At 41.1% G+C, this 16,421-nt stretch carries 15 protein-coding genes and 7 tRNA genes; 9 read left to right on the plus strand and 13 right to left on the minus strand.

The annotated features are described in order from the left end of the window. Positions 1-125 precede the first annotated feature (125 nt). Positions 126-212, minus strand: a tRNA-Leu gene (locus ACMZOO_RS06670). A gap of 199 nt (positions 213-411) precedes the next feature. On the opposite strand from ACMZOO_RS06670, the gene ACMZOO_RS06675 reads away from it, so the two are divergent. Then, complete coding sequence (locus tag ACMZOO_RS06675) at positions 412-927, plus strand: RDD family protein (protein WP_440905928.1); 516 nt, start codon at positions 412-414, stop codon at positions 925-927. A 138-nt stretch (positions 928-1,065) separates the two neighbouring features. On the opposite strand, the gene ACMZOO_RS06680 is transcribed toward ACMZOO_RS06675, so the two are convergent. Both ACMZOO_RS06680 and ACMZOO_RS06685 read right to left on the minus strand, forming a co-directional pair. Next, a tRNA-Val gene (locus tag ACMZOO_RS06680) sits at positions 1,066-1,141 on the minus strand. 27 nt (positions 1,142-1,168) lie between these two features. Next, positions 1,169-1,244, minus strand: a tRNA-Val gene (locus tag ACMZOO_RS06685). A 248-nt stretch (positions 1,245-1,492) separates the two neighbouring features. Between ACMZOO_RS06685 and gltX the strand changes: the two genes are divergently transcribed. The 7 genes from gltX (at position 1,493) to ACMZOO_RS06720 (ending at position 4,787) form a co-directional block, all read left to right on the plus strand. Then, positions 1,493-2,902, plus strand: coding sequence for a glutamate--tRNA ligase (gltX, locus tag ACMZOO_RS06690; RefSeq protein ID WP_440905929.1), 1,410 nt, complete (start codon positions 1,493-1,495; stop codon positions 2,900-2,902). Positions 2,903-2,990: 88 nt separating this feature from the next. After that, positions 2,991-3,066: transfer RNA gene (locus ACMZOO_RS06695), tRNA-Ala, on the plus strand. 61 nt (positions 3,067-3,127) lie between these two features. Further along, positions 3,128-3,203, plus strand: a tRNA-Glu gene (locus ACMZOO_RS06700). Positions 3,204-3,230: 27 nt separating this feature from the next. Beyond that, a tRNA-Glu gene (locus ACMZOO_RS06705) sits at positions 3,231-3,306 on the plus strand. Positions 3,307-3,339: 33 nt separating this feature from the next. Further along, a tRNA-Glu gene (locus tag ACMZOO_RS06710) sits at positions 3,340-3,415 on the plus strand. Between the two features lie 128 nt (positions 3,416-3,543). Further along, entirely contained in the window at positions 3,544-4,140 is a 597-nt protein-coding gene (locus tag ACMZOO_RS06715) for a GspH/FimT family pseudopilin (RefSeq protein ID WP_440905930.1), read from the plus strand. Between the two features lie 83 nt (positions 4,141-4,223). Next, positions 4,224-4,787 carry a GspH/FimT family pseudopilin gene (locus ACMZOO_RS06720; RefSeq protein ID WP_440905931.1) on the plus strand — a complete coding sequence of 188 codons (564 nt, stop codon included), beginning with the start codon at positions 4,224-4,226 and terminating at the stop codon, positions 4,785-4,787. A 28-nt stretch (positions 4,788-4,815) separates the two neighbouring features. On the opposite strand, the gene ACMZOO_RS06725 is transcribed toward ACMZOO_RS06720, so the two are convergent. The 6 genes from ACMZOO_RS06725 to pilV are packed head-to-tail and all read right to left on the minus strand — an operon-like array spanning position 4,816 to position 11,374. Next, entirely contained in the window at positions 4,816-5,115 is a 300-nt protein-coding gene (locus tag ACMZOO_RS06725) for a TapY2 family type IVa secretion system protein (RefSeq protein WP_440905932.1), read from the minus strand. A gap of 4 nt (positions 5,116-5,119) precedes the next feature. After that, positions 5,120-5,557, minus strand: a complete 438-nt coding sequence (locus tag ACMZOO_RS06730) for a type IV pilin protein (protein ID WP_440905933.1) — start codon at positions 5,555-5,557, stop codon at positions 5,120-5,122. A gap of 5 nt (positions 5,558-5,562) precedes the next feature. Further along, complete coding sequence (locus ACMZOO_RS06735; protein ID WP_440905934.1) at positions 5,563-9,288, minus strand: pilus assembly protein; 3,726 nt, start codon at positions 9,286-9,288, stop codon at positions 5,563-5,565. A gap of 2 nt (positions 9,289-9,290) precedes the next feature. Then, positions 9,291-9,776 (minus strand): PilX N-terminal domain-containing pilus assembly protein, encoded by a 486-nt coding sequence (locus ACMZOO_RS06740; protein ID WP_440905935.1) that lies wholly within the window; start codon positions 9,774-9,776, stop codon positions 9,291-9,293. Continuing rightward, positions 9,764-10,810 (minus strand): PilW family protein, encoded by a 1,047-nt coding sequence (locus ACMZOO_RS06745; protein ID WP_440905936.1) that lies wholly within the window; start codon positions 10,808-10,810, stop codon positions 9,764-9,766. Before ACMZOO_RS06745 ends, ACMZOO_RS06740 begins: the two co-directional genes overlap by 13 nt. A 9-nt stretch (positions 10,811-10,819) precedes the next feature. Next, the gene (gene pilV, locus ACMZOO_RS06750) at positions 10,820-11,374 is read right to left on the minus strand and encodes a type IV pilus modification protein PilV (protein ID WP_440905937.1); all 555 of its coding nucleotides are present in this window, start codon (positions 11,372-11,374) and stop codon (positions 10,820-10,822) included. A 50-nt stretch (positions 11,375-11,424) separates the two neighbouring features. Between pilV and ACMZOO_RS06755 the strand changes: the two genes are divergently transcribed. Beyond that, positions 11,425-11,634 (plus strand): hypothetical protein, encoded by a 210-nt coding sequence (locus ACMZOO_RS06755; RefSeq protein WP_440905938.1) that lies wholly within the window; start codon positions 11,425-11,427, stop codon positions 11,632-11,634. A 41-nt stretch (positions 11,635-11,675) separates the two neighbouring features. Here ACMZOO_RS06755 and ispH read toward each other — a convergent pair whose 3' ends face one another. Genes ispH through ileS form a run of 4 tightly spaced genes read right to left on the minus strand, consistent with a single transcriptional unit; the run spans position 11,676 to position 16,419 of the window. Continuing rightward, entirely contained in the window at positions 11,676-12,605 is a 930-nt protein-coding gene (gene ispH / locus ACMZOO_RS06760) for a 4-hydroxy-3-methylbut-2-enyl diphosphate reductase (RefSeq protein WP_440905939.1), read from the minus strand. 18 nt (positions 12,606-12,623) lie between these two features. Next, positions 12,624-13,070, minus strand: a complete 447-nt coding sequence (gene fkpB, locus ACMZOO_RS06765) for an FKBP-type peptidyl-prolyl cis-trans isomerase (RefSeq protein WP_016956304.1) — start codon at positions 13,068-13,070, stop codon at positions 12,624-12,626. Between the two features lie 11 nt (positions 13,071-13,081). Continuing rightward, positions 13,082-13,594: a signal peptidase II gene (gene lspA, locus ACMZOO_RS06770; RefSeq protein ID WP_440905940.1), complete on the minus strand. Its 513-nt coding sequence runs from the start codon at positions 13,592-13,594 to the stop codon at positions 13,082-13,084. After that, on the minus strand, positions 13,594-16,419 hold the full coding sequence (gene ileS / locus ACMZOO_RS06775; RefSeq protein ID WP_440905941.1) for an isoleucine--tRNA ligase: 2,826 nt from the start codon (positions 16,417-16,419) through the stop codon (positions 13,594-13,596). The genes lspA and ileS overlap by 1 nt, the downstream gene beginning before the upstream one ends. Between the last annotated feature and the right edge of the window lie 2 nt (positions 16,420-16,421).

The raw sequence follows: 16,421 nt of genomic DNA on the forward strand, positions 1-16,421 counted from the left end.
TCCTCATAAATTCAAAAATATAGAAGAGATTTATGCGTTAATTTGACATTGATAATACTTGAGTGCAATAACAAAAAGTTACAGTGTTGATGTATCGCAATATAAGAGGGAAACAAAAAGATTAATGGTGCCTAGGGACGGACTCGAACCGTCACGGGTTTAACCCCGGCGGATTTTGAATCCGCTGCGTCTACCAATTTCGCCACCCAGGCATAGGTGAGAACTCGTAAAGAGTGACGCGCATTATACAAAGCCAACAATTGCAAGCAAGTACTTTTTTATAAATCATTGTTTAAATGCTTAAATATCCAGCAAATACAAACAAAACAACAAATTTATCAGCAGTAACTAGCCATCAAACAAGCTTAATAGGTACAATGCTCACGCAATTTCTTAGCCGATAAATAAATTATGTCAGAACAAACTCCCGCAAACGCCCAATCACAAGTACAACGTGCCGGCCTTATTCGCCGTATCGGCGCATGGGTTTACGACGGGCTCATTATCATTGCCATTATGTTGTTAGCATCATCTGTTGGTTTAGCTATTATTAGTGGCTTCGAATCCGCCGGAATAATTGATCTTGGAGTTGATGGTGATATTTCTGAGTACGCGCGCAACAACCTTATTTATCAAATTTATTTAGCAGTTTGTTTTGTTGGCTTTTACGTCTGGTTTTGGCGTCGCGGCGGTCAAACCGCAGGAATGAAAACTTGGCGACTGCAGCTACGCAGCCTAAATGGCAAACAACTTACCCATGCCCAATGTTTAATTCGTTTGGCTTGTTCACTAGGTGGTTTAAGCAACCTATGGGTTATTTTACCTTGGAGCGGTAAACGCGCACTGCACGATATCGCCTCTAAAACCGAAGTTGTTGTGCTTTCCAAAGATCAAAACAAACACGTTAACTGGAAAGGTTATATGTAGCCTTTCCACATTCAGAATAACTCTGTGCATAAAGGGTGGAAAAGGGTTGAATAATTTCTGGATAAAACAGGGATAAAATAAAACTGTGGAAAAGTTTGTGAATAATCAGTTGAATTATTTTCGATAAGCTTGAATAAGTGGTGGACGCTACTGGACTTGAACCAGTGACCCTCGCCTTGTAAGGGCGATGCTCTCCCAACTGAGCTAAGCGTCCATCTAAAAAGACAACACACAAGAAGGATGGTGGACGCTACTGGACTTGAACCAGTGACCCTCGCCTTGTAAGGGCGATGCTCTCCCAACTGAGCTAAGCGTCCATCTTTTGCTTCATGGTTAACACCATGTCGCTGTGTGTGGTGCGCATTATAGGGATGCGCGCAAAACTGTCAACACTAAATCTGAAAAAAAATACGCTTTTGTTTCAAGCGAACAAAAATTCAGCGAAAAACGCAAAATATCAACAAATAAAGGCTCAACGATCGCAAATCCGATTAGGCAACTGCCTTTAGCATTGCTAAAATGCCCACCTTGATATTTGCTAACTTCAATTTTGTGGAAGACAAAAATGACGATTAAAACACGTTTTGCACCTAGCCCAACTGGTTATTTACATGTTGGTGGTGCTCGTACCGCCCTTTACTCTTGGTTATTTGCCAAAGCTAACCAAGGTGAATTTGTATTACGTATAGAAGATACAGATTTAGAACGTTCAACCCAACAAGCAATTGATGCCATTATGGATGGTATGAATTGGTTAGGTTTAGAGTGGAACGAAGGCCCATATTACCAAACCAAACGTTTTGACCGTTATAAAGCTTTAATTCAACAATTGTTAGAAGAAGGCAAAGCATACAAATGTTTCACCACGCCAGCGGAATTAGACGAAATGCGTGAAAAACAAATGGCGGCAGGTGAAAAACCAAGATACAACGGTTTATGGCGTGATAGAACTGATCACCCAACAGATCAACCATATGTTATTCGTTTCAAAAATCCACTTGAAGGTTGTGTGGTATTTGACGATAAAATTCGCGGTAAAATTGAAGTTGCCAATAAAGAATTAGACGACTTAGTTATTTTGCGCTCTGACGGCGCGCCGACTTATAACTTCTGTGTTGTGGTAGACGACTGGGATATGGGCATTACACATGTTGTTCGTGGTGAAGACCATATCAACAACACCCCACGCCAAATTAATATTTTACAAGCTTTAGGTGCACCTGTGCCTACTTATGCGCATGTTTCTATGATTTTGGGTGACGACGGTAAAAAACTATCTAAACGCCATGGTGCAGTTAGTGTTATGCAATACCGTGACGAAGGTTATTTACCTCAAGCTTTATTAAACTATTTAGTGCGTTTAGGTTGGTCTCATGGTGACCAAGAAATTTTCAGCTTAGAAGAAATGATTAATTTGTTCTCATTAGAAGCTATTAATAAAGCCGCTTCTGCTTTTAACACTGAAAAATTGATTTGGTTAAATCAACACTATATTAAAACCTCACCAGTTGAAGAAGTGATTGAACACTTACAATGGCACTTGCAAGAACAAAAATTAGATGTGTCGAACGGCCCATCTTTAGCTGATGTAATAAAGATTCAAGCCGACAGAGTAAAAACCTTAAAAGAGTTTGTCGAAATATCTCGCTACTTTTTTGAAGATTTTTCTGAATTTGAAGCAAATGCTGCGAAAAAACATTTACGCCCTGTTGCTAAAGAGCCACTACAATTAGTTAAACAAAAACTAGCAGACTTAACTGATTGGTCACCTGAATCAATCCAAGCAGCGATTAACCAAACGGCAGAAGATTTATCTGTTGGTATGGGTAAAGTAGGTATGCCACTGCGTGTTGCAGCAACAGGTGGTGGTAACTCACCTTCGCTAGATGTTACGTTAGCGTTAATAGATAGACAAAAAATAATCAATCGAATCGACTTGGCGCTCGAGTTTATAAATAATCGAGAAAATGCATAATTTTTTGTTGACATGATAGGTCGGGGTGCATAGAATGCGCCCCGCGTTGAAGGGAAAGCCTTTCTAACAAAGGATTACCTAAGCAAGAGGGGCTATAGCTCAGCTGGGAGAGCGCAACACTGGCAGTGTTGAGGTCAGCGGTTCGATCCCGCTTAGCTCCACCAAGTTTTTGCTTAACTTCAATGTAATGGCCTAACAACTTTTAGTTGTTCTGAAATACTCAGCGTCCCATTCGTCTAGAGGCCTAGGACACCGCCCTTTCACGGCGGTAACAGGGGTTCGAATCCCCTATGGGACGCCAATATTTTTGATTTGTAAGTTCCTAAGTGTCCCATTCGTCTAGAGGCCTAGGACACCGCCCTTTCACGGCGGTAACAGGGGTTCGAATCCCCTATGGGACGCCATTTACAATTTATAAATCACGCAAGTTCCTATGCGTCCCATTCGTCTAGAGGCCTAGGACACCGCCCTTTCACGGCGGTAACAGGGGTTCGAATCCCCTATGGGACGCCATTTCGCGTTAAACCAATCCTTTATATATTTCACCAACGGTTTCACACTTCTGTAATTGATAGTCGCTTTTCTGCCAATCTTTGCCATAATAAACAAATCATCATCGGTGCATTTAAGCAGGAGTACGGATGTCCTTTTTAACCATTCGCCAGTCTATTCAATATGGCTTTACCTTATTAGAGTTAATGATTACTTTGGCAATCGCGGGAATCGCCTTAACTTTAGGTGTGCCAACATTGTTAGAAATCATTGTCGAAAACCGCATCAACACAGTTGTCATGAATCTGAACAAAGATATAGTGTCAGCACGAAGTTATGCAGTTAACTATGAAACAACAATTACCCTTTGCCATTTAAACTCAAGCAATGAGTGTGACAACAACTGGCATTTAGGTTATACGGTTTTTGTCGATAACGATGGCAATGGCATATTTAGTATCAATACAGATCAAAAGTTATTTATTCGAGAAGCCGTCAGTTCTGGCGATAGTTTTATTTTTTCCGATGGCAATTCTTTGCAGTTTCAATTTGATGGTACACCTGTCACTAACTTTACCAATAACGAGCAAGGTATTTTTAGATACTGCCCTAGCGTTGACAACCCTCAACTATATTCTCGTGCGGTAATTATTGGTTTAAGTGGTCGACCGCGTGCTTCTGCAGATATAGATGGTGATGGTAAAGACGAAATTAACGACGCTAACGATCATATTAGTTGCAGCTAATTCAACAATTGCATACTATTTAACCTAATGGATTAAACGCAGCCCGAATTATGGAATGAGGGCTGTTTATTAGGGACAATTTTATGCACACGGACTGTCGTGGATTTACTCTGCTCGAATTATTAGTATCAATCGCTATCGCTGCAATCGTTTTGTTACTGGGCATACCTAGCCTCAAAGAAACATTAATTACCTCGCGTGTAGATAACCACCTGTATCAACTCCACCAAGATGTACTGCTATCACGTAATCATGCAATTCAATACAATTACCCTGTGGTGTTGTGTCCAACGGATAATCAAGGAAATTGCACTAACCTTTGGCACAGCGGCTACAAAGTATTTTTAGACAAAAACAATAATGCCCAATACGATGACAACATAGATAAAGCACTGCGCATTCGCGCAGCAATCAATACAGCTGACAGTTTTCTGTTTACTGGAGGTCGCTACTTGAGGTTTGGTGAAAACGGCCATTTAAAAGGGCTAGCTGGTACTTTTAAATACTGCCCAAATATTCAGAACAGTGAGTTTTATTCCCGAGCTTTAATTATCAGCTTAGGCGGTCGTCCAAGATTATCTAGAGACATAGACGGCGACGGAAAAGATGAATTAAATACCAATACAAGCCACATTAGCTGTAGCTAGTATGCTCAGTGACCAGAACGCTAATTCATTATCTAGGTGTTCGTTCGTCAGCTAAATTGGCCTTGTTATCAATAAAAGAGACATGCATTTTTTGGCATTCAACTACTTTTGCGACTTTCAACAGTTTTTGTCCATCTTCAGCATAAAAACCTTGAGTCAGCAATAATTGACTCGCTTGTGCTGTTGATTGCACATTAGAACCATCAACAAAAGCAATTTGATACGACTGGTTAGTCAACTGCACATAACATTTGTAGTCTTGAGTTGAGGCCATAAGGTTGTTATGTCCAACCAAAGACAGGAGCACAATTAAATATCTAAGTTTCATAATCTTAGTACCAACATGTTGAAGTAGAGTCATTGCCATTTGAATCAAGCGCAGATTTTTCACCTAAATGATTAATTGTTAAACTGGCACAAGATGGATCATTATTCTTCTGCGCTGTAACTGCTGTCGCTTTCAATTCAAATTCTTGAGTCAAATCCATATTTTCTGTTTCAACTACATCTATTGTATACATTGCATTTTCAACCACGTAGGGATCTGCCGCATAACCCAAATTAGTCATATTCGCGGTATAAGTCATTTGGTCAGAATAATAAGCCTCTTGCCTGTTTACGGCTTTGACCAATTCTCGCATAACATCGCTGCGATAACTTTGTGCGTAATAGTCGACATAAGCTGGATAGGCGACTGCCGCTAAAATCCCAACAATAGCGACAGAAATCATAAGTTCGATAAGGGTCATGCCCGAGTTTTTACACTTCATAATGATCATTTCTCTTCTACTTTTGTATGAAGTTTATAAGTTTTTAAGCCAAAGTCGACATCACAACTATTTGAATCAGCGCAAGATTGCCCAGGTTCACCAGTAGAACCTTTTGCCTCTATCACGCCAGTATTGTTTTCACCTTGGCCAACACCAATAAAGGACAACAAACTTTTGCCTGAATCATTCTCACCCGCAAAAGTTACTGGTGTATCTGGAATACGGTTACCTACCACCATTTCCGTACCCCAGTCGTATATTTGAGTGCCATAGCTTAAGTCCATTGCATATAAACGCCCAGTACCTGCTTTAATGGTACAACTATTGGCTAATACGCCTGAATCTGGCGGAGTGTATGAGGTAAAATAGGCTACACCACCTATGACTCGCGCCGCAGACAAAGATTTTTCACCCGTTCTGGGTAAATCTATATACCAGCCTTTTTTGGTCGATAAACCATCAACCAGCATAGATTCCAAGCTATTGTTTTCGATAGCCAGTTGAATGGGATCACCCGACATGTCGAATAAATCATCTTCAGTAATACCGGACCAAGATGGCGCAGTCGTAAATGAGTCAGTAATGATGTTTCTGTCTTGAATAACATATAATTTGTCATTAACTGTCGAAGAGTTTGGATGTGCTCTATCGCCACTACCAATCACTATACCTTCGTACGGCACTTCTTTCGAAACAACAACTGTCGATTCTTCATTACCTTGAATGCTCACACGCTTTTTAACATTGATAAAAGTACGAACAATAGTAGGTTCGTTGAAAAATTTCCGTTTGTCAGCCGCATCTATGCCAGATAAATCCGCTAGTTGATATGCTGTCCATTTCGTCGCATCACTGCCAAATAAATCCATCCGCCAAATATTGCCACCTAAATCGCCCGCATAAATTCGGTCTATGTAACCATCAAAATCTGAATCTAATGCTGCGACTTTAGCAGGGATAGCATCTTGGATATTTACTTGGGTATTGTTAGATAAATTCGCATCTGGGGTAAAACTCCAAATGCGTGCACCTGTATTCGCATTAACTATGTATACACCACGCCCGTCAGTTGTTGCTCCTGTAGAATCAGCATCATTAGAATAACCCGCACCAAAAATAATCACAGGGGTAGCTACATCTATCAATGATGATTTAATAAAACCAACAATAGGTTGTGACCAAGTTTGTCCTAAGGTTGGAAAGTCGCTACTCCCACCAGTAATAGTCCATTTTAGTGACGGTGAGTCTGGTGATGTCACATCAAAAGCAAAATACTGGTTACCACCACGGCGCATACCAGCAAATAACCACACTTTATCTCCATCAGCCGCATTCACTGTACCATCAGAGTCTTTTACATATGCTACTGGTGAACCATCCATACCATACACTTTAGCCGCGTTGGTAATGTTGTCACGTAAGGGGTCAAGATTAGGATATAAACTAGTTGGAATAAACGACCAAGATTCAGTTAAGCTTGAGTCATTGTCGTTAAACATATGTAAGAAACCAGCATTTGTGCCAACTACCACCCTTAAATCTTGCTCTTCAGCACTGCCACCATAATTAATCACTAAAGGTTTAGAATGTAACGGATCACCAAAAACATCAAAGCGCATTTCAGTAGTATTGTCATTATTGTTTTCATCATGCACATCTTGCCCGCGAGCCCAGTTGATTAACTCGGCCTCTTCACCACTAACCACACCTAACACACTGGCTAAATCACTGACTCCACTAGAAGCATTCGCAGCAGTAAAATATTGCAACGCACCACCCGCACCTATATTTGAGAAAATATTTCTGTCTGCCGGAGACTTGTTTGCCAAATATTCTGCAACCCCACCTCTGTCAACATCATTACCATCAGCACATACAGTGCCACTTTCACAGTCACTGGTTGCGCCCCAAAAAGTAAAAGCTGTGTTGGATATGTTGCCGTTAGAGTCAATTGCAGGCAATCCATTTGAATCAACAATTACATTGTCCGTCACCACAAGTTTTTTCAAATTGCCTGGCCAACGTGGGCCATCTTCTGGAAAAAACATTGAATAATATACATTGTCTAAACTACGGGTGCGGTCAAAGTTGTTCGAAGCAACCGAAGGTGAGGTAAATGAAGCACTTTGTTCTAATATACTAATTAAAGCTCGTTGCAGTGCCGAAGCTAATTCATCAGGATCTGTCGCTGCATAATAATCGCCACCGCCTTTTTGCGCCGCAGCTTGTAAAATAGGTTCAGCACTTAATGCGTCACTGCCAAAACCTATGGTATAGCTGACTACGTTTTGAATGCCATCCAAACTATTGTTGATGTCATGATTAAACATCCACTCGGTTAACACAGGTAAATAGTTACCTTGCACCCTAGAGCCAGCTATCGCACCGGGCAGGCTAGCAACAGCAGTATTAGCATCAGCATCAACGGTTGGATAACCATCTGTTATCAAGACAACATAAGCTTCATTACGGCAGTTGTTACCAAACGGCGATATATAATTCCCACCAGTTTCAGCATTTACATCTTTTCCTGGAAAAATAGTTACATCAGACTTCTCAGCCCAATAAGGTACTCGACTGCCATTTTCGTTACCGTATTGCACTGATAATCCGGCAAAATAACGGTAGGCTTCATACATAGTTTCACACAAAGGTGTATTTGTTTGAGCACGAATGCTATTAACTGTATTAAGTAAATCTTCCGTCTGGCTAGTTGTTCTAGTTTGAATTGTCGAAACGACTCTGCCACCGTCGTTGTCACCTTCATCTGGATAATTAATGTTAAATAACATTAAACCAAAGTCGACTGTCGAGGTTGCGTTTACCACTGAAGTAATAGCTTCTTTGGCTATATCTAAACGACTTCTTCTGGTTGTTCCCACGTCTTCATCATTTGCCGTTTTCCAATTTAAATAGTTACCTGTATACAAGGTAACCACATTAATATCGGCAAAAGTCGCTTTGGCACTTTGGTAAGTTGCATCGTTCTCAATGTTATCTGGATCCGCAACAAAATAGTGCGTATGTACAACACGGTTACTACCGTTACCCGTTACCATGCCATTGACAGGTAAACCAGCTGAAATAGGTTCGCCATTACCACTTTGAGCACCAAATTCACCTGGGTTGTTTTGATCAATTTCTAAAATATCTTTCAAACAATCCATAACGTCAGTTGCGTTCATACCATTGTTTTCACGTAAACTGCGCCAAGTGTTTTTATTTTGCCCAGAAGAATAGTATTCGCCAACACGGTCAACATAATAACCTTGGCCACCTTCAATTAAGGTGTAATCAGCATAATTTAAGCCTTGTTGCTCCAAAGCATAACCATTGATTTCTACCCCACTAGAGTTATGTTTCCATAAGCCATATAAAGGAATAAAAGACTGATGGCAGGCATTAATTGCTTCGTTAAAACGGCGCTCGTCATCAATGGGGTCGGGTAACTCAGCGACACCAGCGGCACCAACTGTGAAAAAAACTGCTCTATCATTCGCACCATTGGTATAATGCCCAGGATAACTCGCTGTAGGGTCATAGCTAGAGCGAACATCTTCACTTTGACGCATACTGCCAGAGTTATCAAAAATAATCATAACTTGTGGGGCTGTGCCCACCCTATCTGCGATATTACGTACGTATAATTCGATATCTTCAGCATTGCAGCTAAAGCTGCTAAACACTGCGACACTAGCGACTAAATACGCGGCACAACGTGAAATATTCATCCTTAACTCTCCCCGGGTATTTGACTTGCAACAGCGGTAACAACTTCAGTGTTACCTTGATTATTTTGCCCAAACTCATGCAATACTTTAATTTCAAAACGAGTACAGCGAATATACGAATCACTAGCTTCAGAGCGACTAAAATGTGGGCAATTTGTTGGATAATCGGTTAAGGCTTCGGCTTCGCCAGTTAAATCCGTCCCCGTTAGGTTAACACTTGCAACATCTGTATTGCCTGTCAGTGGGTTAGTGCCGGAAAACAACGCATCTTGGGTATGGGCTTTTTGAATAAACTCTTCGCTACCACCTAATGAAGCGTTTAGTGACGATTTTTTGGTAACAGTCGCATGGGTCATTTTAGTATCTAGTGAAGTGTTGTACATCAAAGTAACCGACAAGGTTGTCAGCACCAACATCAATACCAACGCAACAGCCAAGGCAGCGCCCTGCTGTTGCTTAGGCGATTTAATATAAGTTAGTTGCGCCATACTTCTTTCCCTGCATTAACAATGCGAATTGTGGTTGTAAACAAAGTGCGGCGATAGTTGTCATTAACTTGATAAGTATAACTACCAAGATCATAGATATTGGTATTATCCACCGATAGGTCTTGCTCTAACGCTCGTACTAACACATGCATACGAACGGATAAAATAGTCGCGCGTTCTTGTTCCCAATCCTCTCGGGTTAACTGCTCAGCTTTGGCATAATAATTAACCGTGCCGTCTTCGTCTGTATCAATTCCGTATAACAAGCCTAACCTTTCAACCCCTTCAACCAAGTTATAAGTTTTCAGTTGACCTTGGTTACCCGTACTATTGGTAGTTTTGTATAAATATTTGCGTTTGAGCACTGGAACTAACAAACCACCACGTGTTTCTTCTGCAATGTAATAGATATGATGGATGTATTCGTTAATAGCGGCACTTTCAATATCAGGCGTCGCATCAGAGCCTGCGTAAATCACACCTTGATTATCCGTTGATATTAAATAATAACGGGTATCTTTTTCAGTGCCTGCCACGCTGGTGCTGCCCAACACTCGCTTTATTTGTAGTACGTCTGTGCCAATAATGGCATCGGTAATACAAGCATTGAATATTTCATTAAAGCTGGTGTGGGTTCCCCAAATATAGCGAAAGAAAAAGTCACTATTTTCAACAAAAAACGAACCATTATTTTCGCCTTCCCCTAGGCAATCCGAGCCTTGCACAGCAACCTTGTTACCATTAACTTGGTTCAAACGTATAGCTCTAATGTCAGCACCTGCAGCTTCATGTATGTCCATGCCGGTAAAATTACCCCAGTAGCCAGCCATCATGATATCTTTAGACAACAGCGACATAGCTAAACGACCATTCTCTTGCATTTCACCACGTTGCACTGTGTCAGAAACTGTCTCATCAGAAGCGATCAATAAACCAATTACACCACTAAAAACAATTAATCCGACAGCCATAGCGACTAAAAGCTCAGCAAGTGAAAATCCGCCTTGTTGTGATTTTATCTGCGTCATTTTCATCTTTCTTCCTTAATAAACGTGCGCTGACAAGGTAACTTGGCGACGCTTATCACTGACGGTTCCACAGTTTTTTTCGAACGTAGAACCATTATCAGCCGCATCTTTGGTCGCTTGTCGTCCTAACCAACTGACAACAATAGTCACGTAACCATTGTTGTTTTCTACGCAGCCCGTTGGTTTAAGCAAACCACCAACTCTAGAACCTTCACTATTGATGACAGTGCGCCCTGCTAAGTTTAGGTGCCATTGAAAAGTATCGTATAAAGCCAGCTGTGCAGGCGTGCAATAATTATTGGCTGAGCAGTCAACCTGATTACTGACCGAAAAGCTGCCTGTTCCATAAGCAGTGCCTTGGTAAGCATCGATTTGAGTTTTGTTTAAGCGCATGCGCTCTAACATATCATGCGCGAAAAATACCGCGAGTGATCTTTGACTGGCGTCAACACCTGAACGCTTGGCGGTTGCTTGAGTTGCGACAGCGCCGACTATGCCAATTGCCATTACTGACATGGCAACGATTAATTCAACTAAAGAGAAACCAGATTGGTTTTTAACGTTACGCATAATGTCCCTATCGATAACTGCCTAAAAATGGATTTTTATGGCGCAGAAGAATGCAAGAAATTAACACAAAAGACAAGCTCGCAACATTTAACAAGCTCACACTTTTAGCTGGTATTGCGGCTATGCATTTGCATGCACAGGCAAATACAGTGATCAGGGATGTAACTGGTCTAAGACCAGCTTGCTGGAGAAGCAAAAACCTTGAGTACAACACAATCTCTCATCCTTTTGCTAGAACAAATTTTAATCTATCGGAATAAACTATAGATCAAAAGAGAGAGATTGCGAATAGAAAATTTTTTTATCTAAGCTCAATTGGTAAAGAAAACACTACATTTTCTTCGATACCAGGTTTTTCGTTAACCGACACACCACCCAATTGGTTAAGCTTTTCAACAACTTGCTTAACTAAAACTTCAGGCGCAGATGCACCAGCTGTCACCCCGACCGAGTTCACATTTTCAAGCATTTGTGGATTAATATCATCCGCAGTATCAATTAGAAATGCCTGACTGCCTACTTTTTCGGCTAACTCGCGTAAACGATTTGAGTTAGAACTGTTTTTAGCACCGACGACAAATACCACATCATTATCCGTTGCTAACTGACGCACAGCATCCTGACGATTTTGTGTTGCATAACAAATATCATCTTTACGTGGGCCACCTATTTCTGGAAACTTAGCACGTAATGCATCAATCACGTCCGCAGTATCATCTACCGACAAAGTGGTTTGTGAGCAGTAGTAAAGGTTGGTTGGGTCTTTTACTTCTAATTTGGCGACATCCTCTGCTGATTCAACCAAATAAATACCACCTTCAGGGTTTGAGTATTGCCCCATAGTCCCTTCTACTTCAGGGTGTCCTTGGTGGCCAATCAAAATACATTCAATACCTTTACGGCTAGCACGTGTTACTTCCATATGAACTTTAGTCACAAGTGGGCAAGTTGCGTCAAAGATTTTGAGTCCGCGATCTTTTGCTTGTTGTCTGACTGCTTGTGACACGCCATGCGCACTGAAAATCACTATGCTGTCGTCAGGAATTTCATCTAACTCATCTACAAACACAGCACCGCGTTCGCGTAAACCATCAACCACGTATTTGTTATGCACCACTTCATGGCGTACATAGATAGGTTTTTCAAATAACTCGAGCGCACGTTCAACTATGCTAATAGCTCGGTCTACACCTGCACAAAAGCCTCTAGGGTTTGCTAATTGTATTTGCATAATTCTGTTTACCTGTTGTTAAGCTTCAGGATTAATTACGTCGATAATTTCAACATCAAACTCAACGGTTAAACCAGCCAAAGGGTGATTAAAATCTACCGTAACAGATTGACCTTCTACTTCACGGATAATACCTGGTAGTTCGCTGCCATCAGGCTGAGTAAAGGCGATAATATTGCCTACTTCAGCTGGCGAATCAGCAGAAAATTTATTGCGATCTAAGTGATAGATGTTATCTGGGTTTGGTTGACCAAATGCATCTTCTGGCGCTAATTTAAATTTGTTTTTATCACCCGCTTTTAAACCTAATAAACATTGTTCAAAACTCGGTGTTAACGAACCATCACCTATAGTTAATTGCGCAGGTTTATTGTGCACTTTAGTACTTTCAGCCGCAGAGCCGTCTTCCAATACTATGGCAAAGTGAAAGGTAACTTGGCTATTTTGTTGAATAATTGCTGTCATAATCAATACTACTAAATTTTCTTTTCTTCAGAGCTTGTTTTTTTCTGATTAACAAAAGCGTCAATCAATACACAAGCCGCACCTATCACTATGCCCATGTCGGCGACATTAAATGCTGGCCAGCGGCCATACAGAGGAATGGTAAAATCTAAAAAATCAACCACATAACCGTAGGCAACTCTGTCGTATAAGTTACCCGCTGCGCCACCTAAAATCAGGTTAAAACCAATTACTAACCAAATTTGTTGTTTAGGTGTTTTTGCTAACCAAAAACTCAATAAACCGACAGCCACTATCGCAATAATGGTAAAAAACCAACGTTGCCAGCCGCCACTATCCGCCAAAAAGCTAAACGCCGCACCATAGTTACGTACATAAGTCAGGTTAAAAAATTCAGTAATTTTAACGCTATCGTATAGCTGAAAACTTTGTAGTACAGCTATTTTGGTTGCTTGGTCGACGATTAGCACTAAAAGTGCTAACCAAATCCAAGCTAAACCTGTTTGTTTGTATTGAGCAATCATTAGGCAAATTGTCGGCTTTCGCCTGCTCCGTCGATATTAGTTACACAACGGCCACATAAGCTTGGGTGCTCGGCAATTTGACCAACTTCTTCACGGTAATGCCAACAACGGTCACACTTTTTGCCTTGGCTCGGCTGAATGGCAATTTTTAATCCAGCAATTTCAGTGTCTGCTGCATCACCAGCTTGTTCAAGCGGTTGAATATCAGCTTTTGATGTAATTAATACAAAACGCAATTCGTCTTCCAATTTCGCTAATAATGTATATAAACTGTCATCTGCAAAAATTGAAACTTCCGCTTGCAAAGACGCACCAATAACTTCTTCACGGCGCGCCACTTCGATTAATCGATTCACTTCATCTTTCACTGCCATAACTTGTTGCCAGTCAGCATCAGATAATTTGGCACTTTCTGGTAGTGGCGCTAATTTATCGTACCAAGTTTGCGTGAAGATAAATTCATCGCGCTTGCCTGGTAATGCTGCCCAAATTTCTTGTGCAGTAAAACTTAATACAGGTGCCATCCAACGAGTCATAGCTTCGGCGATTAAATACAATGCAGTTTGGCAAGAACGACGCGCATGGCCATCTGCTTTCGCTGTGTATTGTCTGTCTTTAATCACATCTAAGTAGAAACTCCCCATATCAATTGAACAGAAATGCATTAATTTTTGCACAACTTGTAAAATTTGATACTCGTCGTAAGCTTTAGTGATCTCTTGTTGAACCTCATACGCTTTTGCCACTGCCCAACGGTCTAACTCAACCATTTCATCTAACGCAACCATATCAGTTGCTGGTTCAAAACCATTTAAGTTAGACAATAAGAAACGTGCAGTGTTACGAATACGACGATATGCATCAGCTGAACGTTTAAATATCTCATCAGATACTGTGATGTCTGCAGTGTAGTTAGCAGAAGCTATCCACAAACGTAGAATATCCGCACCAAACTTGCCGATAATTTGTTGTGGGCTAACTGTGTTACCGATTGATTTAGACATCTTGCGACCGTCTTTATCTACGGTAAAACCATGAGTTAATACTTGCTGATACGGTGCTGCATCTTTCAAGGCAATGCCAGTCATTAATGACGACATAAACCAACCACGGTGTTGGTCTGAACCTTCTAAATATAAATCAGCTTGTTTTTTAGTATAAGTATCACGTGCATCTACCACACAAGCGTGGGTTACACCTGAATCAAACCAAACATCTAAAGTATCAGGTACTTTTACATAAACTTTAGCATCTTCAGCTGACAATAAGTCAGTTGGCTCTATATCAAACCAAGCTTGAATGCCTTTTTCTTCAACTTGTTTAGCAACAGTTTCAATTAATGCTGGTGTGTCTGGGTGTAATTCGCCGCTTTCACTATGGACAAATAAAGCAATTGGCACGCCCCAAGTACGCTGACGTGAAATACACCAATCTGGACGGCCTTCAACCATGTTAGAAATACGGCCTTCACCCCAAGCTGGGATCCATTTAGTCTTTTTAATTTCAGCCAATGATTTTTCACGTAAACCCGCTTTATCCATAGAGATAAACCACTGTGGTGTTGCGCGGAAAATGATTGGTGTTTTATGACGCCAACAATGCGGATAACTGTGTGGATACGCATGGTGATGAACCAAAGCACCATTTTCACGTAACAAATCAACGATTGGTGTATTTGCTTTGCTAACGTGCTGACCTTCAAACAAAGGTGTACCCGGTAAATAAACACCATTTGCACCAACAGGGTTGGCTACTTCTAAATTGTATTTTGCACCAACTACGAAGTCGTCTTGACCATGGCCAGGAGCTGTATGAACACAACCAGTACCTGATTCAGTGGTAACGTGTTCGCCCAAAATCACAGGTACGGTAAAATCATAGAAAGGGTGTTGTGCTTGGGCATTTTCTAACGCTGCACCTTTGCAGAAACCAAGTGCATGATATTTTTCAAAACCAAAACGATCCATGGCCGATTTAACTAAATCAGAAGCAAGGATTAAACGCTCAGGATTCTCCCCTTCAACTTGGACTAAGGTGTAGTCAAGTTCAGGGTGAATTGCGACAGCTCGGTTCGCCGGTAAAGTCCAAGGTGTGGTGGTCCAAATAACCACAGAAATATCACCTTGACCACTATGCCCATCTGGATGATCAAACTTATCGGCAATCGACTCATCAATTAATTTAAAGCGTACATCAATTGCTGGTGACTCTTTGTCTTTATATTCAACTTCGGCTTCAGCCAACGCAGAGCCACAATCAGTACACCAATGAACAGGTTTAAAACCTTTTTCTAAATGGCCGTTTTCAACAATTTTGCCGAGTGAGCGAATAATATTGGCTTCAAATTGGAAATCCATGGTTAGGTATGGCTTGTCCCACTCACCTAAAACACCTAAACGCACAAAATCTGCTTTTTGCCCTTCAACCTGTTTGGCAGCATAAGCACGGCATTTTTCACGGAATTCAGCAGCTGAAACTTTATGGCCTGGTTTGCCAACTTTTTTCTCAACTTGTAATTCGATTGGTAAACCATGACAGTCCCAACCTGGTACATACGGCGCGTCAAATCCAGACAAAGTTTTGGATTTGATAATAATATCTTTCAGTACCTTATTTACTGCATGGCCTAAGTGAATATCACCATTCGCGTATGGAGGGCCATCGTGTAATACGAATTGCTCACAACCTTGGCGAGCTTGACGAATAGCCTGATATAAACCTTTTTGTTGCCATGCTTTTAACATACCTGGTTCGCGCTTAGCTAAATCGCCACGCATAGGGAAACCAGTTTCTGGTAGATTTAAGGTACTTTTATATTCACTCATTT

This window comes from Catenovulum sp. SX2, assembly GCF_052056295.1.
Taxonomy (GTDB): Bacteria; Pseudomonadota; Gammaproteobacteria; order Enterobacterales; family Alteromonadaceae; genus Catenovulum.

What these genes read in the sequence shown, in the direction of transcription:
- ACMZOO_RS06675 (WP_440905928.1), top strand. Translation starts at nt 412, where the DNA reads ATGTCAGAACAAACTCCCGCAAACGCCCAATCACAAGTACAACGTGCC.
- gltX (WP_440905929.1), top strand. Translation starts at nt 1,493, where the DNA reads ATGACGATTAAAACACGTTTTGCACCTAGCCCAACTGGTTATTTACAT.
- ACMZOO_RS06715 (WP_440905930.1), top strand. Translation starts at nt 3,544, where the DNA reads ATGTCCTTTTTAACCATTCGCCAGTCTATTCAATATGGCTTTACCTTA.
- ACMZOO_RS06720 (WP_440905931.1), top strand. Translation starts at nt 4,224, where the DNA reads ATGCACACGGACTGTCGTGGATTTACTCTGCTCGAATTATTAGTATCA.
- ACMZOO_RS06725 (WP_440905932.1), bottom strand. Translation starts at nt 5,115, where the DNA reads ATGAAACTTAGATATTTAATTGTGCTCCTGTCTTTGGTTGGACATAAC.
- ACMZOO_RS06730 (WP_440905933.1), bottom strand. Translation starts at nt 5,557, where the DNA reads ATGAAGTGTAAAAACTCGGGCATGACCCTTATCGAACTTATGATTTCT.
- ACMZOO_RS06735 (WP_440905934.1), bottom strand. Translation starts at nt 9,288, where the DNA reads ATGAATATTTCACGTTGTGCCGCGTATTTAGTCGCTAGTGTCGCAGTG.
- ACMZOO_RS06740 (WP_440905935.1), bottom strand. Translation starts at nt 9,776, where the DNA reads ATGGCGCAACTAACTTATATTAAATCGCCTAAGCAACAGCAGGGCGCT.
- ACMZOO_RS06745 (WP_440905936.1), bottom strand. Translation starts at nt 10,810, where the DNA reads ATGAAAATGACGCAGATAAAATCACAACAAGGCGGATTTTCACTTGCT.
- pilV (WP_440905937.1), bottom strand. Translation starts at nt 11,374, where the DNA reads ATGCGTAACGTTAAAAACCAATCTGGTTTCTCTTTAGTTGAATTAATC.
- ACMZOO_RS06755 (WP_440905938.1), top strand. Translation starts at nt 11,425, where the DNA reads ATGCAAGAAATTAACACAAAAGACAAGCTCGCAACATTTAACAAGCTC.
- ispH (WP_440905939.1), bottom strand. Translation starts at nt 12,605, where the DNA reads ATGCAAATACAATTAGCAAACCCTAGAGGCTTTTGTGCAGGTGTAGAC.
- fkpB (WP_016956304.1), bottom strand. Translation starts at nt 13,070, where the DNA reads ATGACAGCAATTATTCAACAAAATAGCCAAGTTACCTTTCACTTTGCC.
- lspA (WP_440905940.1), bottom strand. Translation starts at nt 13,594, where the DNA reads ATGATTGCTCAATACAAACAAACAGGTTTAGCTTGGATTTGGTTAGCA.
- ileS (WP_440905941.1), bottom strand. Translation starts at nt 16,419, where the DNA reads ATGAGTGAATATAAAAGTACCTTAAATCTACCAGAAACTGGTTTCCCT.